This window comes from Thermomicrobium sp. CFH 73360 (assembly GCF_023806465.1).
GTDB lineage: Bacteria > Chloroflexota > Chloroflexia > Thermomicrobiales > Thermomicrobiaceae > Thermomicrobium.
On the sequence record NZ_JAMSLS010000009.1, the window covers coordinates 1 to 23,530 of the forward strand.

Genomic DNA, 23,530 nt, shown 5'->3' on the forward strand with positions numbered 1-23,530 from the left:
CGGCGCCGGCGTCGTCACCAAGATCATCAAGTGAGGGGTGATCGCTTATGTCTCGTCGGCCGACACAACGAATCCGCATACGCCTAAAGTCGCACGACCACCGGATTCTCGACCAATCGGCCCGGCAGATTGTCGAGACAGCCGAAAGCACAGGGGCGAAAGTTGCTGGGCCGATCCCGCTGCCGACGCGGATCGAGCGGTTTACGGTCATTCGCTCGCCATTCATCGATAAGGACTCGCAGGAGCACTTTGAGATCCGCACGCACAAGCGGCTGATTGACGTGCTGGAACCGAGTCCGTCTACGATCCGCGCGCTGATGCGGCTGACGTTGCCAGCGGGAGTAGACATCGAAATCAAGCTGTGAACGCAGGAGACTGCGTTCCTGGTCATGCTCATCGTGTGGCGTGGACACGCAGGAGTGTCTGAGGCCACCAGAGAAGCGAGGAGAGCCGATGATCGAGGGACTCTTGGGCCGAAAACTCGGCATGACACAGATCTTTGATGAGTCGGGGCGGGCTGTACCCGTCACCGTGCTGGAGGTCGGCCCGTGCGTCGTGACCCAGGTGAAGACGAAAGAGCGAGATGGCTATGAAGCCGTCCAGCTCGGTTTCGGACACCGCAAGCGTCAGAATAAGCCGATGCAAGGGCATCTGCGCGCCTCGGGAGCATCACCCCGCTATCTGAAAGAAGTTCGCGTTGATGATCCCGGGCAGTTTCAAGTCGGCCAAGTGGTCGACTGTTCCATGTTTCAACCGGGACAACTGGTGGACGTCATTGGTTGGCGAAAGGGGCGAGGCTTCCAGGGCGGGGTGAAGCGGCATGGTTTCGCCGGGGGCCCAAAGACGCACGGACAGTCTGACCGCCATCGGGCCCCTGGCTCGATCGGTCCGACTACCGATCCTGGACGTGTGCACAAAGGCAAACGCATGGCTGGCCGGATGGGGCCGGTGCGTGTTACTGTACAGAATCTGAAGGTGATGCAGGTCGACCCGCAGCGCAACCTCGTGCTCGTCCAGGGCGCCGTGCCCGGTCATCCGAACGGTCTTGTCATTGTTCGCCATGCCGTGAAGCAACGGCGAGCCAAGGCAACGGCGTGATGGAGGGAGAGGGAAGAATGTTGGTTCCGGTTTACGATCTTGAAGGGCGAGCGGTCGACCAGATCGAGTTGGCTGACTCGGTCTTCAACATCACGCCGAATATTCCGGTGATGCATCAAGCCCTGGTACGGCAGTTGGCCAATGCGCGTGCGGGAACCCACGACACCAAGACGCGCGGCGAAGTGCGGGGTGGTGGGCGTAAGCCATGGCGACAGAAGGGAACCGGACGCGCACGACAGGGGAGTATCCGAGCGCCGCATTGGAAGGGTGGTGGCGTCGTCTGGGGACCGCATCCGCGTTCGTATCGCCAGAAGATGCCCAAGAAGATGCGGCGACTTGCGATCCGGTCCTTACTGTCAGTGAAGCAGCGTGAGAATCAGCTGGTCGTGGTGCGCGGATTGAATGAGATTGAACCGAAGACGAAGGTGATGAAGGGCGTGTTACAGCGGCTGCCACTGGCCAACGCCCGGTCAACGTTGATCGTAGTCGATCAACGTCGGGAGAACGTGCGACGGGCAGCCGGGAATCTTGAGGACGTGAAAGTGCTCGTTGCACACAACATGAACATCCGTGATGGATTGAAGTACGAGCGGATGATCTTAACTCCCGAAGCGATCAATGTCATCCATCGCTTGTGGGCGCAGGAAGGAGTGTGAGAGTATGGAGCTCACGTATCAGGAAATCATCCGGCGCCCGCTGATAACTGAAAAGAATACGCGGCTTATGCAGATGAACCAGTACATGTTCGAGGTTCATCCCGAGGCGAACAAGGTTCAGATCAAGGAAGCAATCGAGCGGACATTCAACGTGAAGGTGAAGAAGGTGAACACGATGAATGTCCGTGGGAAGGTTCGCCGACGCGTGCGGAAGCGCGGTGGCGCGCCGATCGTCGGGCGAGAGCGCTCATGGAAGAAGGCGATTGTCACGCTCGAGCCCGGGTACACGATCGATCTTTTCAGCCAGCTGTGACACGGCAGAGATGAGGTGCGGCGATGCCGATCAAGGTATACAAACCAACGACGCCCGGGCGTCGCAATATGTCGGTACTCACCTATGAGGAGATCACGAAGGAAGAGCCCGAGAAGTCGCTCATTGAGCCGCTCAAGAAACACGCCGGGCGGAACAATCGTGGGGTCATCACGACCCGACATCGTGGGGGTGGGAACAAGCGGTTCTACCGCATTATCGACTTTCGGCGGGACAAATGGGGAATCCCCGCGAAGGTGGCAGCGATCGAGTACGACCCCAACCGGACGGCGTTTATTGCACTCCTTCACTACGTGGATGGTGAAAAGCGCTACATCTTGGCGCCACTGGGCCTGAAAGTGGGTGATGTGGTGCAGTCGGGGCCGGGCTCGCCGATCCGGGTGGGGAACGCGCTTCCGTTGCGAGAGATTCCGCTGGGTACTCAAGTCCATAATGTGGAACTGTACCCGGGGCGCGGCGGTCAATTGGTTCGGGCTGCCGGTGCAGTGGCACAGGTGATCGCCAAGGTGGACAACTATGTCCACTTGCGGCTCCCATCCGGTGAGATCCGGATGGTGCATGCTGACTGCATGGCGACGATCGGGCAGGTTGGGAACCTGGATCACCAGAACGTAAGCATCGGCAAGGCGGGGCGTAAGCGGCATATGGGTTGGCGTCCCGCAGTGCGCGGTTCGGCAATGACGCCGCGTGACCACCCGCACGGTGGGGGTGAGGGGAAGGCTCCACGGGGTATGCCACCGAAGACGCCGTGGGGTAAGCCGGCGCTCGGGAAGCGCACGCGCCGGAACAAGAAGTCCGATCGCTTCATCATCCGGCGGCGCTACGAGGCCTAGCCGGTAGGAGGTGCGTGAATGGGACGATCGTCAAAAAAGGGTCCGTACATTGATCCGAAACTGAAGAAGAAGATTGACGAACTGAACCGGACGGGGGAACGCCGGGTCATCCGAACATGGGCTCGCGATTGCACCATTTTCCCCGAGATGGTCGGTCATACCATCGCGGTTCACGACGGTCGGCGGCATGTGCCGATCTACATCACCGAGCAGATGGTCGGCCATCGACTCGGTGAGTTTGCACCGACCCGGACCTATCGCGGGCATGGCAAGGATGCTGAGCGGACGACCCGGCGACGCTGACGAAGGGAGCGAGCGATGGAAGTCCGAGCGAAGGTGCGAGAGGTCCGGGTCTCGCCGAAAAAGGCGCGGATGGTCATCGATGTGATCCGCGGTAAGCCGCTCCAAGAGGCGCTGGCCATCTTGCAGGTGCTGCCGCAGAAAACTGCACCGATTGCCCTTAAATTGCTTCGATCTGCGGCGGCAAACGCAGAGCATAACTATGATCTGGATCCGGAGCGGCTCTACGTCAAGCGGATCTACGTCGACGAGGGGCCGCGCTACAAGCGCTGGCAGCCCCACGCGCGCGGTCGGGTCGGGCGCAAGTGGCGCCGCACCTCGCACATCACGGTCATTCTTGACGAGTTGCCGGAGAAGGGAGCGCCGCGTGGGTAGGAAAGTTAATCCGATCGGCTTTCGGTTGGGGATCGTTCACGACTGGGAATCGAAGTGGTTTGCCGAGAAAGATCGGCAGTACCGGGAGCAGTTGCACGAGGATCTCGACATTCGTGAACTGATTCACCGGGAGCTGCCGCGAGCTGGAATAGCGCGCATCGAGATCCAACGCGCGGTGAACCGGGTGGATGTTACGATCCACACCGCAAAGCCTGGCGTGGTGATTGGCAAGCAAGGCGCCAACGTCGAGCGACTGCGCCAGTTCCTGGAGGCGCGCATTGGAAAGAAGGTGCACTTGAATATCCAGGAGATCCGCAAACCGGAGCTCGACGCCCGCCTTGTCGCTGAAAGTATTGCGGAGCAGATCACGCGGCGCGTCTCTTATCGCCGAGCGATGAAGCATGCGGCAGCAGCCGCAATGCGAGCGGGGGCGAAGGGAGTCAAGATCCGAGTCAAAGGACGCCTGGGTGGCGCTGAAATGAAGCGCATGGTATGGGAGATGATAGGGCGCGTACCGCTCAACACAATTCGCGCCAATATCGACTATGCGGTGGTTCATGCGCCCACGATCTACGGGCAAATCGGCGTGAAGGTGTGGATCTACCACGGAGATGTCCTGCCCGAGGCGCAGCCGAAGGTCGCGCCTGCGATGGTCTCAGCTGAGTAAGACGAGGGGCACAGAGATGTTGATGCCACGACGGGTGCAACATCGCAAGCAGCACCGCTACCGAACGAAAGGGATCGCCTGGCGAGGCAACACGCTCGCCTTTGGCGAATATGGGATCCAGGCTCTCGAGCCGGCCTGGGTGACCGCGCAGCAGATTGAGGCAGCACGTCGCGCGATTACAAACGCGGTCCGGCGTGGTGGAAAAGTGTGGATCCGGATCTTCCCCGACAAGCCGGTCACCAAGAAGCCGGCTGAAACGCGCATGGGAAGCGGCAAGGGGAATCCGGAATATTGGATGGACGTGGTGAAGCCGGGCCGGATTCTCTTCGAACTGGCCGGCGTACGCGAGGAACTCGCCGTAGAGGCGCTCACTCGTGCCATCCACAAGCTGCCGTGTCGCTGCCGCATTGTGAAGCGCGAGCGTCCAGGCGAGATGGCCGAGGAGGAAGCGGAATGAAGCCCGCTGAACTGCGAGCGATGACAGATGACCAGTTGCGGCAGAAGCTGGAGGAGCTCCGGAATGAGGTCCGTGATCTCCGCTTCGCTGCCGCACTGGGGCAGCTCAAGGATACCTCGGCGATCCGGAACGCGCGGAAGGATATCGCACGGATCTTGACGATCCTCACGGAGCGCGAGCGAGCACGTTTGGCCGAACAGGGACTGCTTCCCCCGCCGAAGCTCACGCGGCGGGAACGGAGGCGCCGGAAGCAGCTCGAGCTACAACAGCGAAAGGGGTGATGACGGGTGGAGGAGCGCGGCAGGGAATCACAGGGGCAAGTATCGATCCAGAAGCCGAAACGACGGCTTACGAAGATTGGGCGCGTCGTTTCGGATAAAATGGATAAGACAGTGGTGGTGGCGGTTGACTATTGGCGGCGCCACCCACTGTACAAGAAGACGATTCGCCGCACGAGCAAGTTTTATGCGCACGACGAGCATAACCTTTGCCGGGTCGGGGATCTGGTGCTCATTGAAGAAACCCGGCCGCTGAGCAAAATGAAGCGCTGGATCGTGCGCAAGATTCTCGAGCGCGCGACGCCAGAGGTACAGGCGGAGCTAATCGAGGAACGCGAAGCACGCGAACGAGAGGGTGAGGTCGAACAATGATCCAACCGCTCTCGAAACTGGTTGTAGCGGACAATACGGGCGCGAAGGAAATCATGTGTATTCGTGTCCTCGGGGGCTCCAAGCGTCGCTACGGGTCAGTAGGGGATTTGATTGTTGCCTCGGTCAAGAAGGCCGAGCCGAATGCCTCGGTGAAGAAGGGCGATGTCGTCTATGCGGTCATCGTCCGCACGAACAAGGAGTACCGGCGCAAGGATGGATCGTACATCAAGTTTGATGATAACGCGGCCGTCCTTGTAACTCCCCAGGGCCAGCCACGAGGCACCCGTATCTTCGGCCCAGTAGCACGGGAACTCCGGGACAAGCAGTACATGCGCATCGTCTCGCTAGCCCCGGAAGTATTGTGAGGGGTGCCGGATATGGCGGAGAAGATTGTCACAGGCGACGAGGTTATCGTCATTCGCGGCAAGGACAAGGGGGCGCGCGGGCGCGTCCGTCAAAACTTGCCGCGCGAAGATCGCGTGATCGTGGAAGGTGTCAACATAGTAAAACGCCATCAGCGTGCGATTCCGGGCGTGCGGCAAGCGGGCATCATCGAAATGGAAGCTCCAATTCACGTCTCGAAGGTCATGCTTCTTTGCCCGCATTGTGGGAAACCGACGCGGGTGGGATTCCGCTTTACAGAGAGCGGTGAAAAGGTTCGGTATTGCAAGAAGTGCCAGCAGACGATCGAGAAGCCGACGGCGCATCGGCGTACGAAGTGAGGCGAGTGAACAATGGCGACCGAGGTACATGAACGCGTGGAACCGCGCTTGAAGCGGTTGTATCGCGAAGAAGTCGTACCCAAACTGATGGAAGAGTTTGGGTATCCGCACCGTTTTGCGGTGCCGCGACTGGAAAAAATTGTATTGAACATTGGCCTGGGTGAAGCGGTTTCGAATCCCAAGGCCATTGATCACGCGATGAATGATCTTGCCGCGATTAGTGGTCAAAGGGCGGTCGTGACACGAGCACGGAAGTCGATCGCGGCATTCCGCTTGCGCAAGGGGATGCCGATTGGCGTTATGGTGACGCTACGTGGCAATCGCATGTGGGATTTCCTGGACCGTCTGATCTCGATTGCCTTGCCTCGAATCCGTGACTTCCGTGGCGTGTCGACGAAATCGTTCGACGGCCGTGGAAACTACACGATTGGATTGCGGGAGCAACTCGTGTTCCCTGAGGTTGATTACGATAAGATCGATAAAGTGCGCGGTCTTGAGGTGACGATCGTGACGACGGCCCGCACGGACGTCGAGGCCCGGCGGCTTCTTGAGCTGCTGGGTATGCCGTTCCGAGACTAACGGGGAGCGAAGAAGAGCAATGGCGCGAAAGGCGAAGATTGTCGCATCACTCAAGCCGCCGAAATACGCAGTACGGCACCGGAACCGCTGCAAACTGTGTGGTCGGCCGCGTGCCTACATGAGGAAGTTCGGACTGTGTCGGATCTGCTTCCGGCAGTTGGCTTCAATAGGGAAGCTGCCGGGAGTGAAGAAGGCGAGCTGGTGAGTGTGGTGCGGCGCTTGGAGAGCGGGGTGTGAGGGCAATGACGATCACCGATCCGATCGGAGACATGTTGACGCGTATCCGTAATGCCGGGATGGGACGCAAAGCAGAAGCGACCATGCCGGCATCGAAGATGCTGGTGGAAATCGCGCGCATTCTCAAAGAAGAGGGGTACATCGCTGACTATACTGTCGAACCGGCTGAGCCACGACCAATCCTGCGGATCCGTTTGAAGTACACCCCTGATAAACGGCATGCGATCCGGGAGATCAAACGCGTCTCGAAGCCCGGTCTGCGGATTTATGTGGGGAAGGACGAGATTCCGCGGGTGAAAGGGGGCCTTGGCATCGCCATCCTGACAACCTCGCAGGGGGTGATGACCGACGCCGAGGCGCGTCGTCGTGGCATCGGCGGTGAGGTCATCTGTACCGTGTTCTAGGTGCTGGAGGCCGTAGATGTCGCGTATCGGCAAGCGCCCAATTCCGATTCCGGCTGGGGTGGACGTCCAGATTGCGGACGGACTCGTCCGTGTCAGTGGCCCCAAGGGGCAGCTGGAACTGAAAGTTCACCCGAAGATGATCGTCCAACGAGTGGATGGAGTCATTCAGGTCCAGCGCCCTTCTGACGAGCGTTTCTTCAAGCAGCTGCATGGACTGTACCGAACCCTGATTGCGAATATGGTCCAAGGAGTTACTGAGGGATTTCGGAAGGATCTCGAGATTCATGGGGTCGGGTACCGTGCAGCGCTGGAAGGTAAGACGCTCGTCCTCAACGTTGGGTATTCACACCCGGTGCGAATTGATCCTCCCCCTGGTATCAGCTTCATCGTTGAATCGCCGACTCGCATCAGTGTCGTCGGGATTGACAAGCAGCTGGTCGGTGAGGTTGCTGCACAGATTCGGCGTGTTCGCCCACCGGAACCCTACCAGGGGAAGGGAATTCGGTACGCGGGTGAGGTGATTCGCCGTAAGGCCGGCAAGACGGGTAAGACAAAGGGCAAGAAGTAACGAACCTCAGAGCAGGCTACCGCTCGGAAACGTCTGCCGACGAGGATCGAGCGGTCATGGAATCGATGGAGGGAGCGGATGCGGTTCCAGTTCAAGCGGCAACTATCGCCGCGAAAGCGCCGGCACCTGCGGGTGCGAGCAAAGATCTTCGGCACCCCAGAGCGGCCACGTCTTAATGTGTTCCGAAGCAACAAACACATTTATGCTCAGATCATTGATGATACACGCGGTCATACCCTGGTCGCTGCCTCAACGCTAGAGCGAGAGGTGCGGGAACGGTTACCGGAGCCGCACCCGAAGGTGGAGGAGGCACGGGTTGTCGGCCAGGTTATTGGAGAGCGTGCGCTCTCAAAGGGAATCACGAAGGTTGTCTTCGACCGTGGTGGGTACAAATACCACGGTCGGGTGAAGGCGCTCGCTGAGGGAGCGCGCGCTGCGGGCTTGCAGTTCTGAGGACAGGGGCGAGGACGACGATGGTATTGGTCAAAGAAGGACGACGAGTCGATCCGAGCCGCGTGGGTGAACTCCGGGAGCGGGTCATCCAGATTGCGCGGGTGGCCAAAGTCGTCCAAGGCGGTCGGCGCTTCCACTTCCGAAGCGTCGTCGTGGTGGGCGATGGTCAAGGGCATGTGGGCGTAGGCATTGGCAAGGCCACCGAAGTCCCCGACTCGATTCGTAAAGCAGTTGAGAATGCGAAGAAGCACCTCATTGAGGTGCCACTCGATCGCACGACGATCCCGCACGAGATCGAGGTGAAATTCAAAGCGACACGTGTCCTCATGAAGCCAGCAGCGCCGGGCACCGGCGTCATTGCGGGTGCGGGTGTTCGTGCGGTTGTGGAGGCGGCTGGCATCAAGGATCTGATTGCGAAGACGCACGGGAGCAATAATCCGGTGAATGTCACCCAGGCCGCGCTGTTGGCACTCAGTCAGCTTGAATCCCCAGAAGACGTTGCTGCGCGGCGTGGCCTTCCGGTCGACCGCCTCTTGCGTGGACGGCGGAAGCGAGTGGAGAGCAATGGCGAGTAAGCGACTCCGTATCACGTACGTCAAGAGTATGATCGGCTACCGGGAGAAGCAGCGTGAGACGCTGCGCTCACTGGGGCTGCGTCGGCTCGGTCAGTCGGTGGAACATCCCGATACACCGAGCGTTCGCGGAATGATCGCAAAAGTGCAGCATCTCGTCCGTGTTGAAGAGCTAGACGAGCGCCCAGCCACGGAGTGAGGCTCGGAGGATACAGCGATGAAGCTTCATGATTTGAAACCGGCCCCAGGTTCCCGAAAGCCGAAGACCCGGGTTGGTCGTGGGATTGCCGCGGGGAAAGGGAAGACCGCTGGACGGGGAACCAAGGGGCAGAAAGCTCGCGGAAAGGTTCGGCCTGGGTTCGAAGGTGGTCAGAACCCCTTGTATATGCGCGTTGGTCGCAAACGGGGTTTCAAGCATCCGTTTAAGATCGTCTTCGAGGTCGTCAACGTTGGGCGGCTCAACGATCTTCCGGTAGAAGGTGTCATTACCCCTGATATTCTGCGACAGTATCGTCTGGTGCGTGAAAACGGTGCGCCGGTGAAGATTTTGGGTAATGGTGAGGTGACACGGCCATTGCACGTGCAGGCGCACGCATTCTCGGAGAGTGCTCGTCAGAAGATTTTGGCGGCTGGTGGCACCGTGGAGGTCATAAGCTGATGCTCGAGGCAGTCGTCAGCGCGTTCAAACTGCCGGACCTACGGAGGAAGCTCCTCTTCACCCTTGGCATTCTGATTATTTTTCGCTTCGTGGCCACGATCCCTGTGCCTGGTGTTGATCAGGAGGCGCTGCAACGACTCCTCGAGACGAACCAGTTTCTTGGGGTACTGAACCTCTTTTCCGGTAGCACCTTGACCAACTTCTCAATCGTGGCCTTGGGGGTATATCCCTATATTACAGCGTCGATCGTCATGCAGTTGCTAACCCCGGTTATCCCGAGACTCACGGAGCTTTCGAAGGAAGGGAATCTGGGGCGTGCCAAAATCAATCAGTACACCCATTGGTTGACGGTACCGCTAGCGTTCCTGCAGGCTTACGGCCATGCCGTCCTCATGAGTAGTGCGGGGGTCCTCAGAGACTTCGGCCTGTTCAACAGTGGCACGTGGTTGCGGAGCCTGGCGCTGTTGCTCACGCTCACGGCCGGGACGATCTTTCTCGTCTGGCTCGGAGAGCTGATCACAGAGAACGGTATTGGTAACGGTGTCTCGATCATCATCTTGGGTGGTATAGTAGCCCAATTGCCGAGTGCAATCGGCCGGTTGGTCACGGGCGGCACCCTTTCCGAAAACCTTATCGGCACTGTGGCCTTTCTTGCGATTGGTGTCCTCATCATCGTTGGAATCGTGCTCATCACGGAAGGACAACGGCGTATTCCGGTGCAACACGCGCGGCGGGTGCGTCGTGGTCGTGTCTACGGCGGTGGCATGACGTATATACCGCTGAAGGTGAACTCTGCCGGCATGATCCCGTTGATCTTCGCGATCAGCATGTTGCTGTTGCCAGGGATGATTGCCAACTTCCTCGCGACCTCGCAAATCGGGTGGCTGCGCGATTTCGCGAACGGGCTAGCGCGAGTATTCGACCCCAATAGTCTGCCGTATCAAGTCGCATATTTCGTAATGGTCGTAGCGTTTACGTATTTTTATACCATGATCCTCTTCCAGCAGCAAAACATCGCTGAGACGCTTCAGCGGCAGGGAGCGTTTATCCCTGGAATACGCCCGGGACGAGCGACAGACGAGTATCTCACCAAAGTGTTGATGCGCATCACGTTGATCGGGGCCCTTTTCCTCGGTGTTGTGGCGGTCATGCCGTATATTGTGGCGAAGATCACTGGTGTGACGGTTCTCTTCCTGAGTTCGACTTCCCTATTGATCGTCGTCGGTGTTGCCATTGACACCATGCGGCAGCTCGAGGCGCAGCTATTGATGCGGAACTACGAGGGCTTCATCCGGTAGGGGGCTGTTGGTGGCTGACCGGTGTCACGTGGTGCTGATCGGTCCGCAAGGATCGGGGAAAGGTACGCAGGCTGCCCGCATCGCTCCGCGGCTGCGTCTTGTGCACGTTGCTACGGGCGACCTTTTCCGCCAGCTGATGACCCGTGATGACGAACTTGCCCGGGAGGTGCGAAGTTACTACGATCGCGGAGCGCTCGTTCCGGACGAGTTGACGTTGCGCGTCCTTCTGCAGCGGCTCGATGAGCTGGAGCGTGAGAGTGCGGAGGCGTTCAGAGGAGCGCTCCTTGATGGGTACCCGCGAAATCGCGCCCAGGCTGAAGCGCTCGACCAGGTCCTGCGTGAACGGCGAGATAGCATCGCTGCGGTGGTTCACCTTGCCGTTCCGCGTGCCGTGTTGATCGAGCGATTAAGTGGACGTCTGATCTGCCCGCAGTGTGGTGCAACCTATCACATCCGTTTTTCTCCACCGAAGACTGCAGGTCAGTGCGATCGCTGTGGTAGTGCGTTGATTCAACGGAGTGACGACACGCCGGAAGCGATTGCGCGGCGACTCGAGACATATGAGCAGCAAACCGCACCACTGCTGGACTACTATCGGGCCCGTGGCCTCGTCGTGGATATCGATGGCAATCAGCCAATCGATGCGGTGACCGAGGCGATTCTTGCTGCACTCGAGCCGCGTGTGGGCGATCCCTCGCGATGTCGATCGTCTTGAAGTCTCCGCGCGAGATTGAGTGCATGAGGCAAGCCGGACGGATCGTTGCGCTCGTGCTTGCGGAGCTCCGTACGGCTGCTCAAGCCGGTGTCACAACGGCGACATTGGATCGGCTCGCACTGGAAATCATCGCACGTGAAGGAGGAGAACCAGCCTTCCGTGGATACCGGGAATACCCAGCGACCATTTGCACGTCGGTGAACGACGAAGTCTTACACGGGATTCCGGGACGGCGGGTACTACGCGCTGGAGACCTCTTGAAGCTTGATGTGGGGGTGTGCTGGCAAGGGATGTATGCTGACGCGGCCGTGAGTGTGGTTGTTGGCAGAGGCAGTCAACTCGCTCACCGTCTGGTGGAGGTCGTGGAGGAGGCCTTTTGGGCAGGTTATACGATGGCGAGACCTGGCCGTTACCTTGGAGATATTGGAGCGGCGATTGAGGAGATCGTGCGGCGTAACGGTTTTTCTGTGATTGAAGAGTATGCGGGACACGGCGTCGGCCGTGCGTTACACGAGGAACCTTCGGTACCGAATCACGCGGAGGCAGGCCGAGGGATACTCTTGCGGAGTGGGATGACTCTGGCGATTGAACCGATGATCAGTGCCGGAAGTGGGCAGACACTCGTCAAGCGGGATGGCTGGACGGTCGTCACGCGTGACGGGAGCCTGGCAGCACACTACGAGCATACGGTATGGATCTCGGAGTCTGGGCCGGTGATCCTCACGCAATTGTGAGGAAACCGTGGTATACTGCATGTTTGTGATGCGTGCGAGCGTTCGCGCGTGAGCGGGGTGTCGTGTGCCGAAGAAGGACGTTATTGAAGTCGAAGGGACGGTCACTGAGGCGTTACCAAACGCGATGTTTCGTGTGCAACTCGACAATGGCTACGAAGTCCTTGCCCACGTCTCAGGACGCCTGCGGATGCATTTCATTCGTATCTTGCCTGGTGACCGGGTGCGGGTTGAGCTCTCACCGTACGACCTGACGCGCGGCCGGATCACATACCGGCTGCGCGGGCCGACACGTGAGGAAGAGTAAGCGAGGGGGTGAGGAGCAATGAAGGTTTCGGCATCGGTGAAGCGGCGCTGCGCTAAGTGCCGGATTATCCGGCGGCATGGTGTTGTCCGCGTGATCTGCGAGAATCCAAAGCACAAGCAGCGCCAAGGATGAGGGGGTACAATGGCGCGCATTGCTGGAGTTGATCTCCCGCGCGACAAGCGCATTGAGTATGCGCTGACGTTGATCTACGGAATCGGTTGGACGACGGCGCGGAAGATTCTGGAGCGCACCGGCATTAACCCGTGGACGAAAGTGCGCGACTTGACGGACGACGAGGTGCAGCGCCTTCGGGACATTATTGAGAAAGAAATGGTCGTCGAGGGCGACCTCCGACGTCAGGTTGCGATGAACATCAAGCGCCTGATTGACATCGGGTGTTACCGCGGTATCCGCCATCGGATGGGCTTGCCGGTGCGTGGTCAGCGGACGCGGACGAACGCGCGGACACGGAAAGGGCCGCGCCCGCGGATTGGTGTTAAGAAGAAGACGAAGCAGCAGTCCTAGTCGGAGACTTCCAGAAAGGGTGAGAGCGCGATGGCAGATCGACGACGCGGAGCAGCCCAGCGCGGTGCGGCTCGGCCACGACGGCGCGAGCGCAAGAATGTGCCGCGCGGTCGCGCCTATGTCCATGCGACATTTAACAATACGATTGTAACCATGACCGACCCGAACGGAAACGTGATTTGCTGGGCGAGTGCTGGGTCGAGCGGATTCAAAGGGACTCGGAAGAGCACTCCGTACGCGGCCCAGGTGGCAGCCGAGAATGCTGCCCGAAAGGCCATGGAGCACGGCATGCGGCAGGTTGACGTTTTTGTGAAGGGTGCGGGTGCCGGGCGCGAGATGGCGATTCGTGCCCTCGCGGCTGCGGGTCTTCAGGTCATGTCGATCACCGATATCACGCCGGTTCCACACAACGGATGCAGGCCGCCGAAGCGACGACGAACATAGGAATGATGAAGGAGGGTCAATGGGACGATACATCGGCCCAGTCTGCCGGCTCTGCCGGCGGGAGGGCGTGAAGCTCTATCTCAAGGGTGAGCGTTGCTTTGGGCCCAAGTGCCCGATTGTGAAGCGTCACCCCAACAAGAATTACCCGCCGGGGCAGCATGGCCCGGCACAGCGCGCTGCTCGGCGTCCTTCCGAGTTCGCGCTGCAGTTGCGTGAGAAGCAAAAGCTGAAGCGTATCTATGGGATCCTGGAGCGACAGTTCCGCCGTCACTTCGAGGAGGCGGAACGGCGCCCCGGGCTCACTGGAGATAACCTGCTCCAGATCCTGGAGTCGCGTTTGGACAACGTCGTTTACCGGTTGGGGTTTGCCGACTCACGTCGCCAAGCTCGCCAGCTGGTACGACACGGACACTTCCTCGTCAATGGGCGGAAGACGGATATTCCGTCGTACCTCGTACGTCCCGGTGATATCATCGCTGTCCGCCCTGAGAGCCGTCGCCGGGAGTACTTCAAGGTGCTCGAGGAGACGGCGAAGAATAAGGCGGTGCCAGACTGGCTGAGCCGGGATCTTGAGACCATGAGTGGGCGCGTGCTGCGCTTGCCGACTCGGGATGAGATTGATATCCCGTCGGTGAATACGCAGCTCGTCGTTGAGTACTACAGCCGTCGCTGATCGCACACGAAACTCATCACTTGGGGAGGCGAGATTCGTGCTCGACTTTGCACGACCGCGAGTGATCCAGACCCACGCTGCCCCGACATACGGGCGGTTCGTCGTCGAGCCACTCGATCCAGGATACGGCACGACGCTCGGGAACGCCCTGCGTCGCATCCTGCTGCGTTCCCTGCCAGGAGCAGCTATTACACGTGTCCGCATTGCTGGTGTGTGGCACGAATTCTCGACGATCGAGGGTGTCCGAGAGGACGTTACCGAGATCGTACTCAATCTCAAAGGGATCCGGCTGCGTGCTATCACGGAGTTCCGTGAGGCACGCGCGATCCTCTTCGCCCAGGGCGAGGGTGTCGTTCGGGCCGGAGACGTGGACTGGCCCGCCGAGGTCGAGGTGGTCAATCCTGACCATGTCATTGCGACCCTCGACAATGATCAGGCGCGTCTCGAGATGGACCTCTGGATTGGGCGAGGCCGTGGCTACCTTCCGGCAGAGGCGCAAGAGATTCGGTCGATCGGCGAGATTCCGATCGATGCGATCTTCACGCCAATTCTCAAGGTGAACTACGTCGTTGAACACACCCGAGTCGGTGGTGCAACGGACTACGATCGGCTCATCATGGAAATCGTCACTGACGGCACGGTTGACCCGGCGAAGGCACTCGTCGAGGCGGCTCGAATCCTCGTCCAGCATGCGAAGTGGATCGCAGAGTTTGACAGCGAAGCCACCGAGCAGCCTGTTGAAGAGTGGACGCCAGCTCAAGTCGACGACACTCGTTTGCTGTCGGAGATTGGCCTTTCGCAGCGTGTTCTAAACGCGCTGCGGGCGCGCGGCATCGAGCGCGTCAGCCAGGTGCTAGCGATGCGGCCGGATCAACTTCTTGGAATTCGCAACTTCGGCCCTCGTGCGCTCCAGGAGCTCCGCGAGCGGTTGCAGGAAAACGGGTACACCGAGGGCCCGCTCTTCACCGGCGCGGTTCCCGAGGTCGGGGTCGGTGCAGGAGAGGGTGAGGAGGACTGAGCGTGCGACATCGTAAGGCAGGGCGGAAGTTCGGTCGACGAACCAACCCGCGAAAGAACCTGTTTCGCAATCTTGCCGTGTCGCTCATTCTGCATGAGCGGATGACAACAACGCTGGCGAAAGCTAAGGCGATCCAGCCGATCGTCGAAAAGCTGGTAACGCTGGCCCGTGAGGATACGGACTACCATCGCCGCCTCGCGTGGGCTCGGTTGGGTGACCAGCGAGCGGTGGCCAAACTGTTCGAAGTGATCGGGCCGCGGTTCGCCGGACAACCTGGTGGATACACCCGTATCTATCGGGTTGGACAGCGACGCGGCGACGGAGCCCCGCTGGCGCTGATCGAGTTCGTGGCGTGACGACCGATGACCACGGCATGCAGGCACGACGCTACCGGGTCGACTTTGGTTACGAGGGAACGGCTTTCAGCGGTTCCCAGCGTCAGCCTGGACTGCGTACCGTGCAAGGCGTTCTGGAGGATGCGCTGGCGCGGTTGGCCGGTGCGCCGGTCCGAGCCACCTTGGCCGGGCGCACTGATGCAGGTGTCCATGCCGTGGGTCAGGTCGCAAGTTGTGATCTCGTGTGGAGGCACGACGAGGCGACGCTGGCGCGAGCGCTCCAAGCCTGGCTGCCTGAAGACGTGGTTGTCTATCGCGCATCGATGGCGCCCGCAGGGTTCCATGCGCGACGCTGGGCAGTCGACCGTGAATATCGTTATCGCATCTGGCTGGGAAGGCGGCCGCCGCTCTTCCTCCGGCACTTCGTCTGGGTTTATCCAGGTTCACTGGATCTGGTCGCACTCCAGGAAGGCGCACGCTACTTCCTGGGGAGCTACGACTTCCGCTCGTTCGCTGGACAGGGATTGGGCGGGCCAAAGGCTACCGAACCACGTGTCCGGACCATCACGTTGTCCGAGTGGCACGTTCTGGAGCCGCCACTCGAGCGGCACGAGGGACAAGCGATGGTCCTCGAATACCGCGTCCGGGCGAATGGCTTTCTTCCCCAAATGGTCCGTACAATGGTGGCAGCACTCGTCCGTGTGGGCGCTGGCGCTGCGCCACCGGAGTGGATTGCCGAGTTATTGGCTGTTCATGACCGGCGAGCAGCACCGCCGCCCGCTCCTGCCTGCGGATTGGTCCTTTGGCGAGTACGATATCCCGATGAAGTGGCATGTGAACCAGAACGGACGGAGCCAACTCGCGCCATTGGCGAAGAGAACCGAGCAGATAAGGGGTGAGCGATGACGGTCAAGGCCAAGAAGCGGCGCTACCTCCAGCGCACGTATATGGCGAAACCAGGCGAAGTGGAGCGGAAGTGGTGGGTCGTTGACGCAGAAGGGAAGCGGCTGGGACGCCTGGCAAGCCAGATCGCGGCGATTCTGCGTGGCAAGCACAAGCCGCAGTACACACCTCACGTGGACGTCGGAGATTTCGTCATCGTTATCAACGCGGAAAAGGTGCGGCTGGAGGGGACGAAGGAACGCGACAAGGTCTACTGGCGACATTCCCAGTATCCGGGAGGCCTCAAGCTGATCACTTTTCGCGACTTAATCGCCAAACATCCGGCCCGGCCGATCGAGCTCGCGGTCCGGCGTATGCTCCCGAAAGGGCCAATGGGGCGGCAACTGTTCCGAAAGCTGAAGGTCTACGCTGGCCCCAATCACCCGCACGCGGCGCAAAAACCGGAGTTCTTGCATATTGAGGCCTAAGCGGCAGGGATGAGAGGAGTGTGAGCATCGTGGTCGAGACCGCACGTGCCCAACAAGCGACCGGGACCAAGCCGCTGTACTACTACGGCTTGGGGCGCCGCAAAACCGCGGTGGCCAGAGTGCGACTGTATCCTGGAACTGGCCAGATCATCATCAACGGACGGCCAGCGGCTCAGTACTTTGGAAATCGCTTGCTCTATCATGTCATGATTACCGAGCCGCTGCGCTTGACTGGCTTGCAAGATCACTTCGACATTCGTGCACGGGTCGTTGGCGGCGGCCTTTCAGGGCAAGCTGGCGCAGTCCGACACGGTGTCGCCCGAGCGCTACTCCGCTACAATCCGGATCTTCGACCCGTGCTCAAGCGTGCAGGACTGCTGACGCGCGATCCGCGTGTCAAAGAACGAAAGAAGCCGGGACTCAAGCGTGCCCGCAAGGCGCCGCAGTATACCAAGCGGTGAGAATGACTTACCGACTCGAGGACATATTGTTCATCCCGTTACGATGACTGAGGCGCAGCGCTGCGCCTCAGTTCGTTTGTGCGGAGTCTCCGGAAGAAGGCCGTGAACGCTGAGGAGCCCGCTCACTGATGCCGTGGCGAGCGAACTCGACAGCGGTAGCCAAACGCCGCTGGACCGTGCTCGGCCGCAGCGAAAGGAGCCGGAGTGGACTCAATTCCAGTGTCACAAAGCCACGATAGCCCTTCCGTCGCAAAAGATGTAACAAGCTGGTCAAAGGTAAGGTGCCTTGTCCGGGAAGTCGGTGATCACGCAAGAGCGAATTGAGGAGGCCCAATCGCCAGTCTGTGTCGGTGGCGTCGCTCAGATGGATGTTCACCAGGCGAGGCAGACAAGTCTGGAGGGTGGCAAGAATGTCCCATCCGAGGGAGGCAGCGTGCGCAGTATCGAAGACAACCCCCAAGTGCCACTCCTCAGCGAATCGCATCAGATACTCAAGCGAGTCGAAGGGGACCGGTCGATCGGTGGGTTGATGCTGACCAAGGTTCTCCAAACCGATCGCAACACGGGAACCCAAGATCCGCGTGGCTTTGGCAATCGCAGCAAGCCAAGTACCGATCTGTCCTCGCTGCACGGGTGGATGCACGATGAGAACCCGGCAATCAGGAAGTGCGGCAGCAAACCGAGCAGACTCAATCACGTCCGAGGCTTCGATGTCCGGTGATGGAGAGCGAAGTCGAAGTGTCGTATGGACTGAGTAAATCGGTGTGTTTTGGAGGGCAGCGAGATGCACAATCGACAGAGGGTCGCGTTTGGCGAGTCCTGGTGTTAAGAGCAGTTCCGCTCCATCGGCGCCAGCTTGGCGAATGAGGCGGAAGCGCTCACCGAGTGGTAACCAAGGAAGAGACCCGGTCGAAACAAGGAGCTGCATCGCGGGGATACTCCCGAACCGAGGCGGCCGTCTCGTGGCGGATAGTGTACCACTCGTCTGGAGGCGCGGAGTGGGTCAATGACACTCACCGGTTGTCTTGGATGCTCGCCAGGATTGCGCGTTCAACGGCCACTTCGGTTGCTGTTGCAATGCGCAGGATTTGGGCGGGGCTCGTCGGTGCTTCCTCACGTGCGAGAACAAAAACGGTGTCCCCGTCGTAGACCGTGTGAGCGGGGCGAATTGTCCGTGCAATTGCATCATGCGCTGCGATAGCCATGCGGATCAACGCATTTTGATCAAGGGCCAAATCCGTGGCGACGACCACGAGCGTGGTGTTGGTTTCAGGCTGAGTCCAGAGAGAAGATCCTGTCAGGATAAGTTCCCGAGCGACGAGCCAACTCCCATCATCTGCGCGGATACCAGCCCGGATGAGGCCAGTCGATGGATCCACGAGCTCTCCTACCGCATTGACGGCAGCCAATGCCCCAACAGAATTGCTGTCGATGTTAACGACCGCAGCGCCGATTCCTGTGGGCGTGGCCCGTTCTCGTCCGAGCAGCTTCCCGACGGTCGTGCCGGCACCAGCGCCGATGCGACCCGAGCGCCAGCCATGTGGGCCTGCTACCTGGCAGGCGGTGTAACCTGCCTCAGCATCTGGGACGACAGGATCTGGGGCCGAAAGATCGTAGAGGACAGCGGCGGCAACAATCGGGACGGCCATGACGTCCGTTGGATATCCTCGGCCACGCTCGCGGAGCCAGCGGACGACACCATCCGCAGCTGCCAACCCAAAGGCGCTCCCGCCCGTAAGGAGAACAGCATCCAAGTGCCGTACGAGGCAACCCGGAGACAAGAGCTCCGTTTCCCGCGTGCCTGGTGCTCCGCCCCGTACGTCTCGAACCGCCAGTGCAGGACACTCGGCGATGACAACCGTGCAACCGGTGCGTCCAGAGGGGTGTGTCCAATGGCCAACGAGGAATCCTGGGACAACATGTTCCGTCATCATTGGTCTCTCCGTTCGTCTACGTCAATAGTCAGGCCGGGCCGGGCCAAATCCACGTGGCCACCAAAGTGGCGAGTCGCTCGCACCACCTTGGTGGGTACGTCTGGCGTTGCCCAGTAGTGTGTTAGGAGAACCTGTCGCGCACCTGCGAGCGCTGCCAGCCGCCCTGCTTCCTCCGCATCAAGGTGTCCCTCCCGCGCGCCATTTTCTGTATCAGGTGGTAGAGTCGCCTCCACGATGAGGAGATCGACATCCTGGGCAAACTGGATAAGGGAGTTATCCCACCCTGTATCGGCCAGATAAGCGATTGACGACTGCAGACCTTCGATGCGGAAAGCCCAACAGGGGACCCAGTGTCGGGTGGGATGAAAGAAGATTCGCCAAAGACGTACCTGAAGTGGGCGCTCCGGGTCGTATTCTTGAATTTCGAAGGTTTCCGTGAAGAAGTCATCGCTCCTCGGCTCGCTACCGAGCGAAACCACCCGAGCGAGTTCGTCGAGGTACCTGCGCCCGCCAGGTGGCAACCAGACCGACAGCCGCCGCCGCTTCAGTCCAGGAGCATACTTCAGACCGTAACGCAGTGGCACGAGATCAAGAACGTGGTCTTGGTGTAGGTGGGTAATAATGACGGCATCCAGTGCATCCATTGAGACATGTTGCAGGAGCTCTGGAAGAGTTCCTGGACCACAATCGAGCAACAGCGCGGCATTATCCTCCAACAGTAAGTACCCGCTACAGCCCTGTCCTGGGTTTGGACATGCGGCGCTCCCGCCGAGCACAACAAGACGCATCGTTCGATCCCTCCGGTCGGTTGAGTGACTGCACGCAATGCAGCTGGAGACGGACAGCTACGCAAAAGCCCACACCACGCATAGCGCAGATGCCTGGCGTGGCGCATCGTTGTGGCGTGGAGCATTGGCAACCGGCGGGCCACGATGAACGCACGTACCTTACAGGCCGGCTTGAGCGGGATGGAAGTCGTGTCATCAGGCACGCCGAGAAAGCGCGCGCGAAAGTTGTGCCAAGTCACCAAAACGGGTGGCCTACCAAGCGTGACTATCAGCCTGCAAGAGGCGGACTTCCGGCTCGTGCCGGCTACGCGAATGAGACGTTGGTAAGTCTTTTTGAACAGGACAGCAGCCAGCTTGCTGAGATAACGGTAACGTGACAGAAGGTGTCCCAGAAGTTTTTGGAGGAGTGGAAGAAGTTGGTCACTATTGGTCTTTGTAGGTGCAGACTGCATCGCGGACCACTCCATCGTGACGCTTTCGAATGGCATGATACAAGCGACCGAACATCTCGGGAGGTGTGGAGATGACCTTGGTGTTGAGCGAATCAGCTCGCTCGTTGTTGCGTCTGCGCTATCTGCGCCGCAACGAAGAGGGACAAGTGATTGAAACGGAAGAGGAGCTGTTTTGGCGCGTCGCACGAGCCGTTGCCGCGGCAGAAGATGCTTTTCCGCGTGGGAGGAGAAGCGAGGAGGTCGCTGAAGAGTTCTTTGAATTGATGACGTCGCTGCGTTTCCTCCCCAACACACCCGCATTGATCAACGCGGGGACCGAGCTCGGGCAGTTGTTTGCCTGTTTCGTTCTACCAGTGCCGGATTCGCTGGATGGTATCTTCGGGGCGATCCGTGACGCAGCCAAAATCCAACAAACGGGTGGAGGAACAGGTTTTTCGTTTTCACACCTCCGTCCGCGTGGTGACCTCGTGCGATCGACGCGGAGACCATCATCGGGGGCAGTGTCGTTCATTCGGATCTTTGACACCGCGAGTGATGTGATCGCTACAGAGAGCGTCCGCGGCGGTGCGAATATGGCGGTGTTACGTTGCGATCATCCCGATATCCGGGAGTTCATTAATGCAAAACGCAATCCGGCCGTGTTCTCGCGCTTCAACTTTTCGGTCCTCGTGGCTGATAGCTTCCTCGAGGCAGCGATCGCGCGTCGAGAGGTCGATCTCATCAATCCACGCACAGGGGAGCCATTCACACGGGCGAATGCTGGCGACCTGTTCGACGAAATGGTCGACGCGGCATGGGAAGTTGGGGATCCAGGCCTGCTCTTTTATGAACGAATCCAGCGAGACAATGCGGTTCCCGTACTTGGGCCACTCGAGGCGACGAATCCCTGCGGAGAAGTGCCCTTGCACCCTTGGGAGGCGTGTGTGCTCGGTTCCCTTAACTTGAAGGCGTTTGTGATTGAACAGGATGACCGCATAGTGATCGATGAGGAGGGTCTTTGGCGAGCAGCGCAGAGTGCGCTGCGATTCTTGGACAACATGGTTGAAGTGTCACGTTATCCGAAGCGGGAGATCGAGACGATCTGCCGAGCCAATCGGAAGGTCGGCCTCGGAATAATGGGTTTTGCCGATGTCTTACTCGCGATGCGGATACCCTACGGATCGGATGAATCGGTTGCGCTGGCGGATCGCCTCATGGCACTTGTGCAATCGGCCGCGGTCGAGGCGAGTCGCCAACTTGCCTGGGAACGCGGTCCGTTCCCGAACTTTCCCCTAAGTCGGTATGCTGCACGAGGCGAGCCGCTCCGTCGGAATGCGACGGTCACGACCGTGGCACCGACCGGAAGCATCAGCATCATTGCCGGCTGCAGTAGCGGGATTGAACCACTGTACGCGCTTGCGTATCGGCACGTTGGGGAGTTCGTCGGTGTGGTCGAACCCCACCCGCTCCTTCTACGTGAACTCGCTCGGCTTGGCAAATACGATCCGGCGCTGATTCGGGACATTGAGCTGACCGGGCGAATTGGACATCGCACCGATCTCCCTGAAGAACTCCGTCGACTCTTCCGGGTTGCAACAGAGATCACGCCCGAAGAGCATCTGAGGGTGCAGGCGGCGGTGCAGCGCCATGTGGAAAACGCAGTGAGCAAGACGATCAATCTGCCTCATGAGGCGACGCGCGAGGACGTGCGGAGAGCGTTTCTCCTGGCACACGAGCTGGATTGTAAAGGGGTGACTGTCTATCGGGAGGGAGCTCCACGCGGGCAGGTTCTTCAAGTCCTCGGACACTGCTTGAGTTGCATGGGGGAGGATACGGTACCTGAGACGCAACAGCAATACTGATACGGACCGCACGCAAGAGGACGGCGCGGGCGCTGGGGATTCCCAGCGCCCGGTCGCATTCGCTCAGCTACGAACCTGAACAGGAATTCGTCTGCGCTCTGCCGCTTCTGCTTTCGGAATACGAATCTCGAGCACACCGTGTTCGTAGGTTGCCTGCGCTTCATCTTCCCGAACGGGAGAGGGAAGCGTGATTGCCCGGTATGCGCTACCGACACGCCGTTCGCGGATGTGCCAAGTTCCCTTTGACTCTTCGCGTTCCTCTCGCGTTTCGGCACGAATGGTGAGAACACCTTGACGCAATTCGACCGAGATATCCTCGGGGCGGATGCCGGGTAGTGAAGCTCGGACGATGATCGCGTCATCAGTCTCTTGCACGTCAAGCGGAATGCCAAGCTCCTCACCACCACGCCAGCGGGCGAGTTCACCAAAGAGACGATCGAACCGCTCGCGCACAGCTTCAAGTTCGCGCCAGGGATTCCAAGCGGTAATGCTCATAACGGCACACCCTCCCTCCGGTTGCCTCATCCGAGTATCCAGCAGTGATAAGCATACCGCGGGTGAGACACGAAGGGGAGATCGGCATTTGGCCTGATCCATAGTATCCTCAAAGACACTAGCCGGTTTGTGTCCGGTGGGGGAATGCGGGAGGAAAGACGCATGCGGATTCGGTATCACGATCTCGGAGTCAGCCAAGACAAGGTGAACCACGTTGTCGAGCGCGAGATTCGAATTTTAGAAAAGAAGTTGGCGGATCTCGAAGATGATCTGAAGTTGCTGGATATCACACTGGAGCATCAGCAACGGAGCAATACGTATGTTGCCCGTCTTCACTTAAGGATCCCTGGGCCGGACATTGCCACAAAGGGGGAGGGGCAAAATCCGGCGCATGCGCTTCGTGACGCGTTTGCAGATCTTTATGATGCACTGGAGCGCCAGTTAGCGAAGATTCGCAACGAGCCGTTCATCCGACGGGCTCGCCTCCACCCCGGGCTAGCTCGGCCGCAGGGAGTTCCGCCAGAAGAAGAAGGTGAGACCGGCGAGGCGAGGGAGGCGACAACCGGGGGCGAGCAATGAATGC

39 protein-coding genes and 1 pseudogene are annotated in these 23,530 nt (G+C 59.6%); 36 read left to right on the forward strand and 4 right to left on the reverse strand.

Going from position 1 to position 23,530, the window contains the following annotated elements; genetic code table 11:
• Window positions 1-47 precede the first annotated feature (47 nt).
• The 34 genes and pseudogenes from rpsJ (at window position 48) to rpsI (ending at window position 17,437) form a co-directional block, all read left to right on the forward strand.
• On the forward strand, window positions 48-365 hold the full coding sequence (rpsJ, locus tag NET03_RS12050; RefSeq protein ID WP_015921949.1) for a 30S ribosomal protein S10: 318 nt from the start codon (window positions 48-50) through the stop codon (window positions 363-365).
• A gap of 88 nt (window positions 366-453) precedes the next feature.
• A complete protein-coding gene (gene rplC / locus NET03_RS12055; RefSeq protein ID WP_286207461.1) occupies window positions 454-1,098 on the forward strand; it encodes a 50S ribosomal protein L3 in 645 nt (214 codons plus the stop codon).
• A gap of 17 nt (window positions 1,099-1,115) precedes the next feature.
• Window positions 1,116-1,754 (forward strand): 50S ribosomal protein L4, encoded by a 639-nt coding sequence (gene rplD / locus NET03_RS12060; protein WP_252129177.1) that lies wholly within the window; start codon window positions 1,116-1,118, stop codon window positions 1,752-1,754.
• A gap of 4 nt (window positions 1,755-1,758) precedes the next feature.
• Window positions 1,759-2,067, forward strand: a complete 309-nt coding sequence (gene rplW, locus NET03_RS12065; RefSeq protein WP_252129178.1) for a 50S ribosomal protein L23 — start codon at window positions 1,759-1,761, stop codon at window positions 2,065-2,067.
• 23 nt (window positions 2,068-2,090) lie between these two features.
• Complete coding sequence (gene rplB / locus NET03_RS12070) at window positions 2,091-2,918, forward strand: 50S ribosomal protein L2 (RefSeq protein WP_252129179.1); 828 nt, start codon at window positions 2,091-2,093, stop codon at window positions 2,916-2,918.
• 18 nt (window positions 2,919-2,936) lie between these two features.
• Window positions 2,937-3,221 (forward strand): 30S ribosomal protein S19, encoded by a 285-nt coding sequence (rpsS, locus tag NET03_RS12075; protein WP_252129180.1) that lies wholly within the window; start codon window positions 2,937-2,939, stop codon window positions 3,219-3,221.
• Between the two features lie 15 nt (window positions 3,222-3,236).
• The gene (rplV, locus tag NET03_RS12080) at window positions 3,237-3,593 is read left to right on the forward strand and encodes a 50S ribosomal protein L22 (RefSeq protein WP_252129181.1); all 357 of its coding nucleotides are present in this window, start codon (window positions 3,237-3,239) and stop codon (window positions 3,591-3,593) included.
• On the forward strand, window positions 3,586-4,260 hold the full coding sequence (gene rpsC / locus NET03_RS12085) for a 30S ribosomal protein S3 (protein WP_252129182.1): 675 nt from the start codon (window positions 3,586-3,588) through the stop codon (window positions 4,258-4,260). The genes rplV and rpsC overlap by 8 nt, the downstream gene beginning before the upstream one ends.
• 16 nt (window positions 4,261-4,276) lie before the next feature.
• Window positions 4,277-4,717 (forward strand): 50S ribosomal protein L16, encoded by a 441-nt coding sequence (gene rplP / locus NET03_RS12090; RefSeq protein WP_252129183.1) that lies wholly within the window; start codon window positions 4,277-4,279, stop codon window positions 4,715-4,717.
• Window positions 4,714-4,896 (forward strand): annotated as a pseudogene (gene rpmC, locus NET03_RS13875) (50S ribosomal protein L29); the annotation flags it as partial. The gene rplP and the pseudogene rpmC, both read left to right, overlap by 4 nt.
• 147 nt (window positions 4,897-5,043) lie before the next feature.
• A complete protein-coding gene (gene rpsQ / locus NET03_RS12100; RefSeq protein WP_353655830.1) occupies window positions 5,044-5,367 on the forward strand; it encodes a 30S ribosomal protein S17 in 324 nt (107 codons plus the stop codon).
• Window positions 5,364-5,732 (forward strand): 50S ribosomal protein L14, encoded by a 369-nt coding sequence (gene rplN / locus NET03_RS12105; RefSeq protein WP_252129185.1) that lies wholly within the window; start codon window positions 5,364-5,366, stop codon window positions 5,730-5,732. Before rpsQ ends, rplN begins: the two co-directional genes overlap by 4 nt.
• A 12-nt stretch (window positions 5,733-5,744) precedes the next feature.
• A complete protein-coding gene (rplX, locus tag NET03_RS12110) occupies window positions 5,745-6,089 on the forward strand; it encodes a 50S ribosomal protein L24 (protein WP_252129186.1) in 345 nt (114 codons plus the stop codon).
• Between the two features lie 12 nt (window positions 6,090-6,101).
• A complete protein-coding gene (gene rplE / locus NET03_RS12115; protein ID WP_252129187.1) occupies window positions 6,102-6,668 on the forward strand; it encodes a 50S ribosomal protein L5 in 567 nt (188 codons plus the stop codon).
• Window positions 6,669-6,687: 19 nt separating this feature from the next.
• Window positions 6,688-6,873 carry a type Z 30S ribosomal protein S14 gene (locus tag NET03_RS12120; RefSeq protein WP_252129188.1) on the forward strand — a complete coding sequence of 62 codons (186 nt, stop codon included), beginning with the start codon at window positions 6,688-6,690 and terminating at the stop codon, window positions 6,871-6,873.
• Between the two features lie 37 nt (window positions 6,874-6,910).
• Entirely contained in the window at window positions 6,911-7,309 is a 399-nt protein-coding gene (gene rpsH, locus NET03_RS12125) for a 30S ribosomal protein S8 (protein ID WP_252129189.1), read from the forward strand.
• 16 nt (window positions 7,310-7,325) lie between these two features.
• Window positions 7,326-7,877 carry a 50S ribosomal protein L6 gene (gene rplF, locus NET03_RS12130; protein ID WP_252129190.1) on the forward strand — a complete coding sequence of 184 codons (552 nt, stop codon included), beginning with the start codon at window positions 7,326-7,328 and terminating at the stop codon, window positions 7,875-7,877.
• A gap of 78 nt (window positions 7,878-7,955) precedes the next feature.
• A complete protein-coding gene (gene rplR, locus NET03_RS12135) occupies window positions 7,956-8,330 on the forward strand; it encodes a 50S ribosomal protein L18 (protein WP_252129191.1) in 375 nt (124 codons plus the stop codon).
• Between the two features lie 20 nt (window positions 8,331-8,350).
• Window positions 8,351-8,905, forward strand: coding sequence for a 30S ribosomal protein S5 (rpsE, locus tag NET03_RS12140; RefSeq protein WP_252129192.1), 555 nt, complete (start codon window positions 8,351-8,353; stop codon window positions 8,903-8,905).
• A complete protein-coding gene (rpmD, locus tag NET03_RS12145) occupies window positions 8,895-9,101 on the forward strand; it encodes a 50S ribosomal protein L30 (protein ID WP_252129193.1) in 207 nt (68 codons plus the stop codon). The genes rpsE and rpmD overlap by 11 nt, the downstream gene beginning before the upstream one ends.
• Window positions 9,102-9,119: 18 nt before the next feature.
• Window positions 9,120-9,560, forward strand: coding sequence for a 50S ribosomal protein L15 (rplO, locus tag NET03_RS12150; protein WP_252129194.1), 441 nt, complete (start codon window positions 9,120-9,122; stop codon window positions 9,558-9,560).
• Window positions 9,560-10,858, forward strand: coding sequence for a preprotein translocase subunit SecY (gene secY / locus NET03_RS12155; protein WP_252129195.1), 1,299 nt, complete (start codon window positions 9,560-9,562; stop codon window positions 10,856-10,858). Before rplO ends, secY begins: the two co-directional genes overlap by 1 nt.
• Before the next feature lie 10 nt (window positions 10,859-10,868).
• Window positions 10,869-11,573 carry an adenylate kinase gene (locus NET03_RS12160; RefSeq protein ID WP_252129196.1) on the forward strand — a complete coding sequence of 235 codons (705 nt, stop codon included), beginning with the start codon at window positions 10,869-10,871 and terminating at the stop codon, window positions 11,571-11,573.
• Window positions 11,558-12,307: a type I methionyl aminopeptidase gene (map, locus tag NET03_RS12165; RefSeq protein ID WP_252129197.1), complete on the forward strand. Its 750-nt coding sequence runs from the start codon at window positions 11,558-11,560 to the stop codon at window positions 12,305-12,307. Before NET03_RS12160 ends, map begins: the two co-directional genes overlap by 16 nt.
• A 64-nt stretch (window positions 12,308-12,371) precedes the next feature.
• Complete coding sequence (infA, locus tag NET03_RS12170; RefSeq protein WP_252129198.1) at window positions 12,372-12,611, forward strand: translation initiation factor IF-1; 240 nt, start codon at window positions 12,372-12,374, stop codon at window positions 12,609-12,611.
• 18 nt (window positions 12,612-12,629) lie between these two features.
• The gene (gene rpmJ, locus NET03_RS12175; protein ID WP_252129199.1) at window positions 12,630-12,743 is read left to right on the forward strand and encodes a 50S ribosomal protein L36; all 114 of its coding nucleotides are present in this window, start codon (window positions 12,630-12,632) and stop codon (window positions 12,741-12,743) included.
• 9 nt (window positions 12,744-12,752) lie between these two features.
• Window positions 12,753-13,136 carry a 30S ribosomal protein S13 gene (rpsM, locus tag NET03_RS12180; protein WP_252129200.1) on the forward strand — a complete coding sequence of 128 codons (384 nt, stop codon included), beginning with the start codon at window positions 12,753-12,755 and terminating at the stop codon, window positions 13,134-13,136.
• Window positions 13,137-13,166: 30 nt separating this feature from the next.
• The gene (gene rpsK, locus NET03_RS12185) at window positions 13,167-13,580 is read left to right on the forward strand and encodes a 30S ribosomal protein S11 (protein ID WP_252129201.1); all 414 of its coding nucleotides are present in this window, start codon (window positions 13,167-13,169) and stop codon (window positions 13,578-13,580) included.
• Between the two features lie 19 nt (window positions 13,581-13,599).
• On the forward strand, window positions 13,600-14,253 hold the full coding sequence (rpsD, locus tag NET03_RS12190) for a 30S ribosomal protein S4 (RefSeq protein ID WP_252129202.1): 654 nt from the start codon (window positions 13,600-13,602) through the stop codon (window positions 14,251-14,253).
• Window positions 14,254-14,290: 37 nt separating this feature from the next.
• Window positions 14,291-15,271 (forward strand): DNA-directed RNA polymerase subunit alpha, encoded by a 981-nt coding sequence (locus NET03_RS12195; RefSeq protein ID WP_252129203.1) that lies wholly within the window; start codon window positions 14,291-14,293, stop codon window positions 15,269-15,271.
• Window positions 15,272-15,273: 2 nt separating this feature from the next.
• Entirely contained in the window at window positions 15,274-15,627 is a 354-nt protein-coding gene (rplQ, locus tag NET03_RS12200; protein ID WP_252129204.1) for a 50S ribosomal protein L17, read from the forward strand.
• Entirely contained in the window at window positions 15,624-16,505 is an 882-nt protein-coding gene (truA, locus tag NET03_RS12205; protein ID WP_252129205.1) for a tRNA pseudouridine(38-40) synthase TruA, read from the forward strand. The genes rplQ and truA overlap by 4 nt, the downstream gene beginning before the upstream one ends.
• A gap of 3 nt (window positions 16,506-16,508) precedes the next feature.
• Window positions 16,509-16,976, forward strand: coding sequence for a 50S ribosomal protein L13 (gene rplM, locus NET03_RS12210; protein ID WP_252129206.1), 468 nt, complete (start codon window positions 16,509-16,511; stop codon window positions 16,974-16,976).
• Window positions 16,977-17,005: 29 nt separating this feature from the next.
• Complete coding sequence (gene rpsI / locus NET03_RS12215; protein WP_353655827.1) at window positions 17,006-17,437, forward strand: 30S ribosomal protein S9; 432 nt, start codon at window positions 17,006-17,008, stop codon at window positions 17,435-17,437.
• A gap of 67 nt (window positions 17,438-17,504) precedes the next feature.
• Here the strand turns inward: rpsI and NET03_RS12220 are convergent, their stop codons facing one another.
• The 3 genes from NET03_RS12220 to NET03_RS12230 form a co-directional block, all read right to left on the reverse strand.
• A complete protein-coding gene (locus NET03_RS12220) occupies window positions 17,505-18,365 on the reverse strand; it encodes a sugar phosphate isomerase/epimerase family protein (RefSeq protein WP_252129207.1) in 861 nt (286 codons plus the stop codon).
• Between the two features lie 85 nt (window positions 18,366-18,450).
• A complete protein-coding gene (locus NET03_RS12225) occupies window positions 18,451-19,371 on the reverse strand; it encodes a P1 family peptidase (RefSeq protein WP_252129208.1) in 921 nt (306 codons plus the stop codon).
• On the reverse strand, window positions 19,368-20,159 hold the full coding sequence (locus tag NET03_RS12230; protein WP_252129209.1) for an MBL fold metallo-hydrolase: 792 nt from the start codon (window positions 20,157-20,159) through the stop codon (window positions 19,368-19,370). The genes NET03_RS12225 and NET03_RS12230 overlap by 4 nt, the downstream gene beginning before the upstream one ends.
• A 523-nt stretch (window positions 20,160-20,682) precedes the next feature.
• Here NET03_RS12230 and NET03_RS12235 point away from each other — a divergent pair.
• A complete protein-coding gene (locus NET03_RS12235) occupies window positions 20,683-22,452 on the forward strand; it encodes an adenosylcobalamin-dependent ribonucleoside-diphosphate reductase (RefSeq protein WP_252129210.1) in 1,770 nt (589 codons plus the stop codon).
• A gap of 63 nt (window positions 22,453-22,515) precedes the next feature.
• On the opposite strand, the gene NET03_RS12240 is transcribed toward NET03_RS12235, so the two are convergent.
• Window positions 22,516-22,947 (reverse strand): Hsp20/alpha crystallin family protein, encoded by a 432-nt coding sequence (locus NET03_RS12240; RefSeq protein ID WP_252129211.1) that lies wholly within the window; start codon window positions 22,945-22,947, stop codon window positions 22,516-22,518.
• A gap of 162 nt (window positions 22,948-23,109) precedes the next feature.
• Between NET03_RS12240 and NET03_RS12245 the strand changes: the two genes are divergently transcribed.
• Window positions 23,110-23,526, forward strand: a complete 417-nt coding sequence (locus NET03_RS12245) for an HPF/RaiA family ribosome-associated protein (protein ID WP_252129212.1) — start codon at window positions 23,110-23,112, stop codon at window positions 23,524-23,526.
• Window positions 23,527-23,530 lie beyond the last annotated feature (4 nt).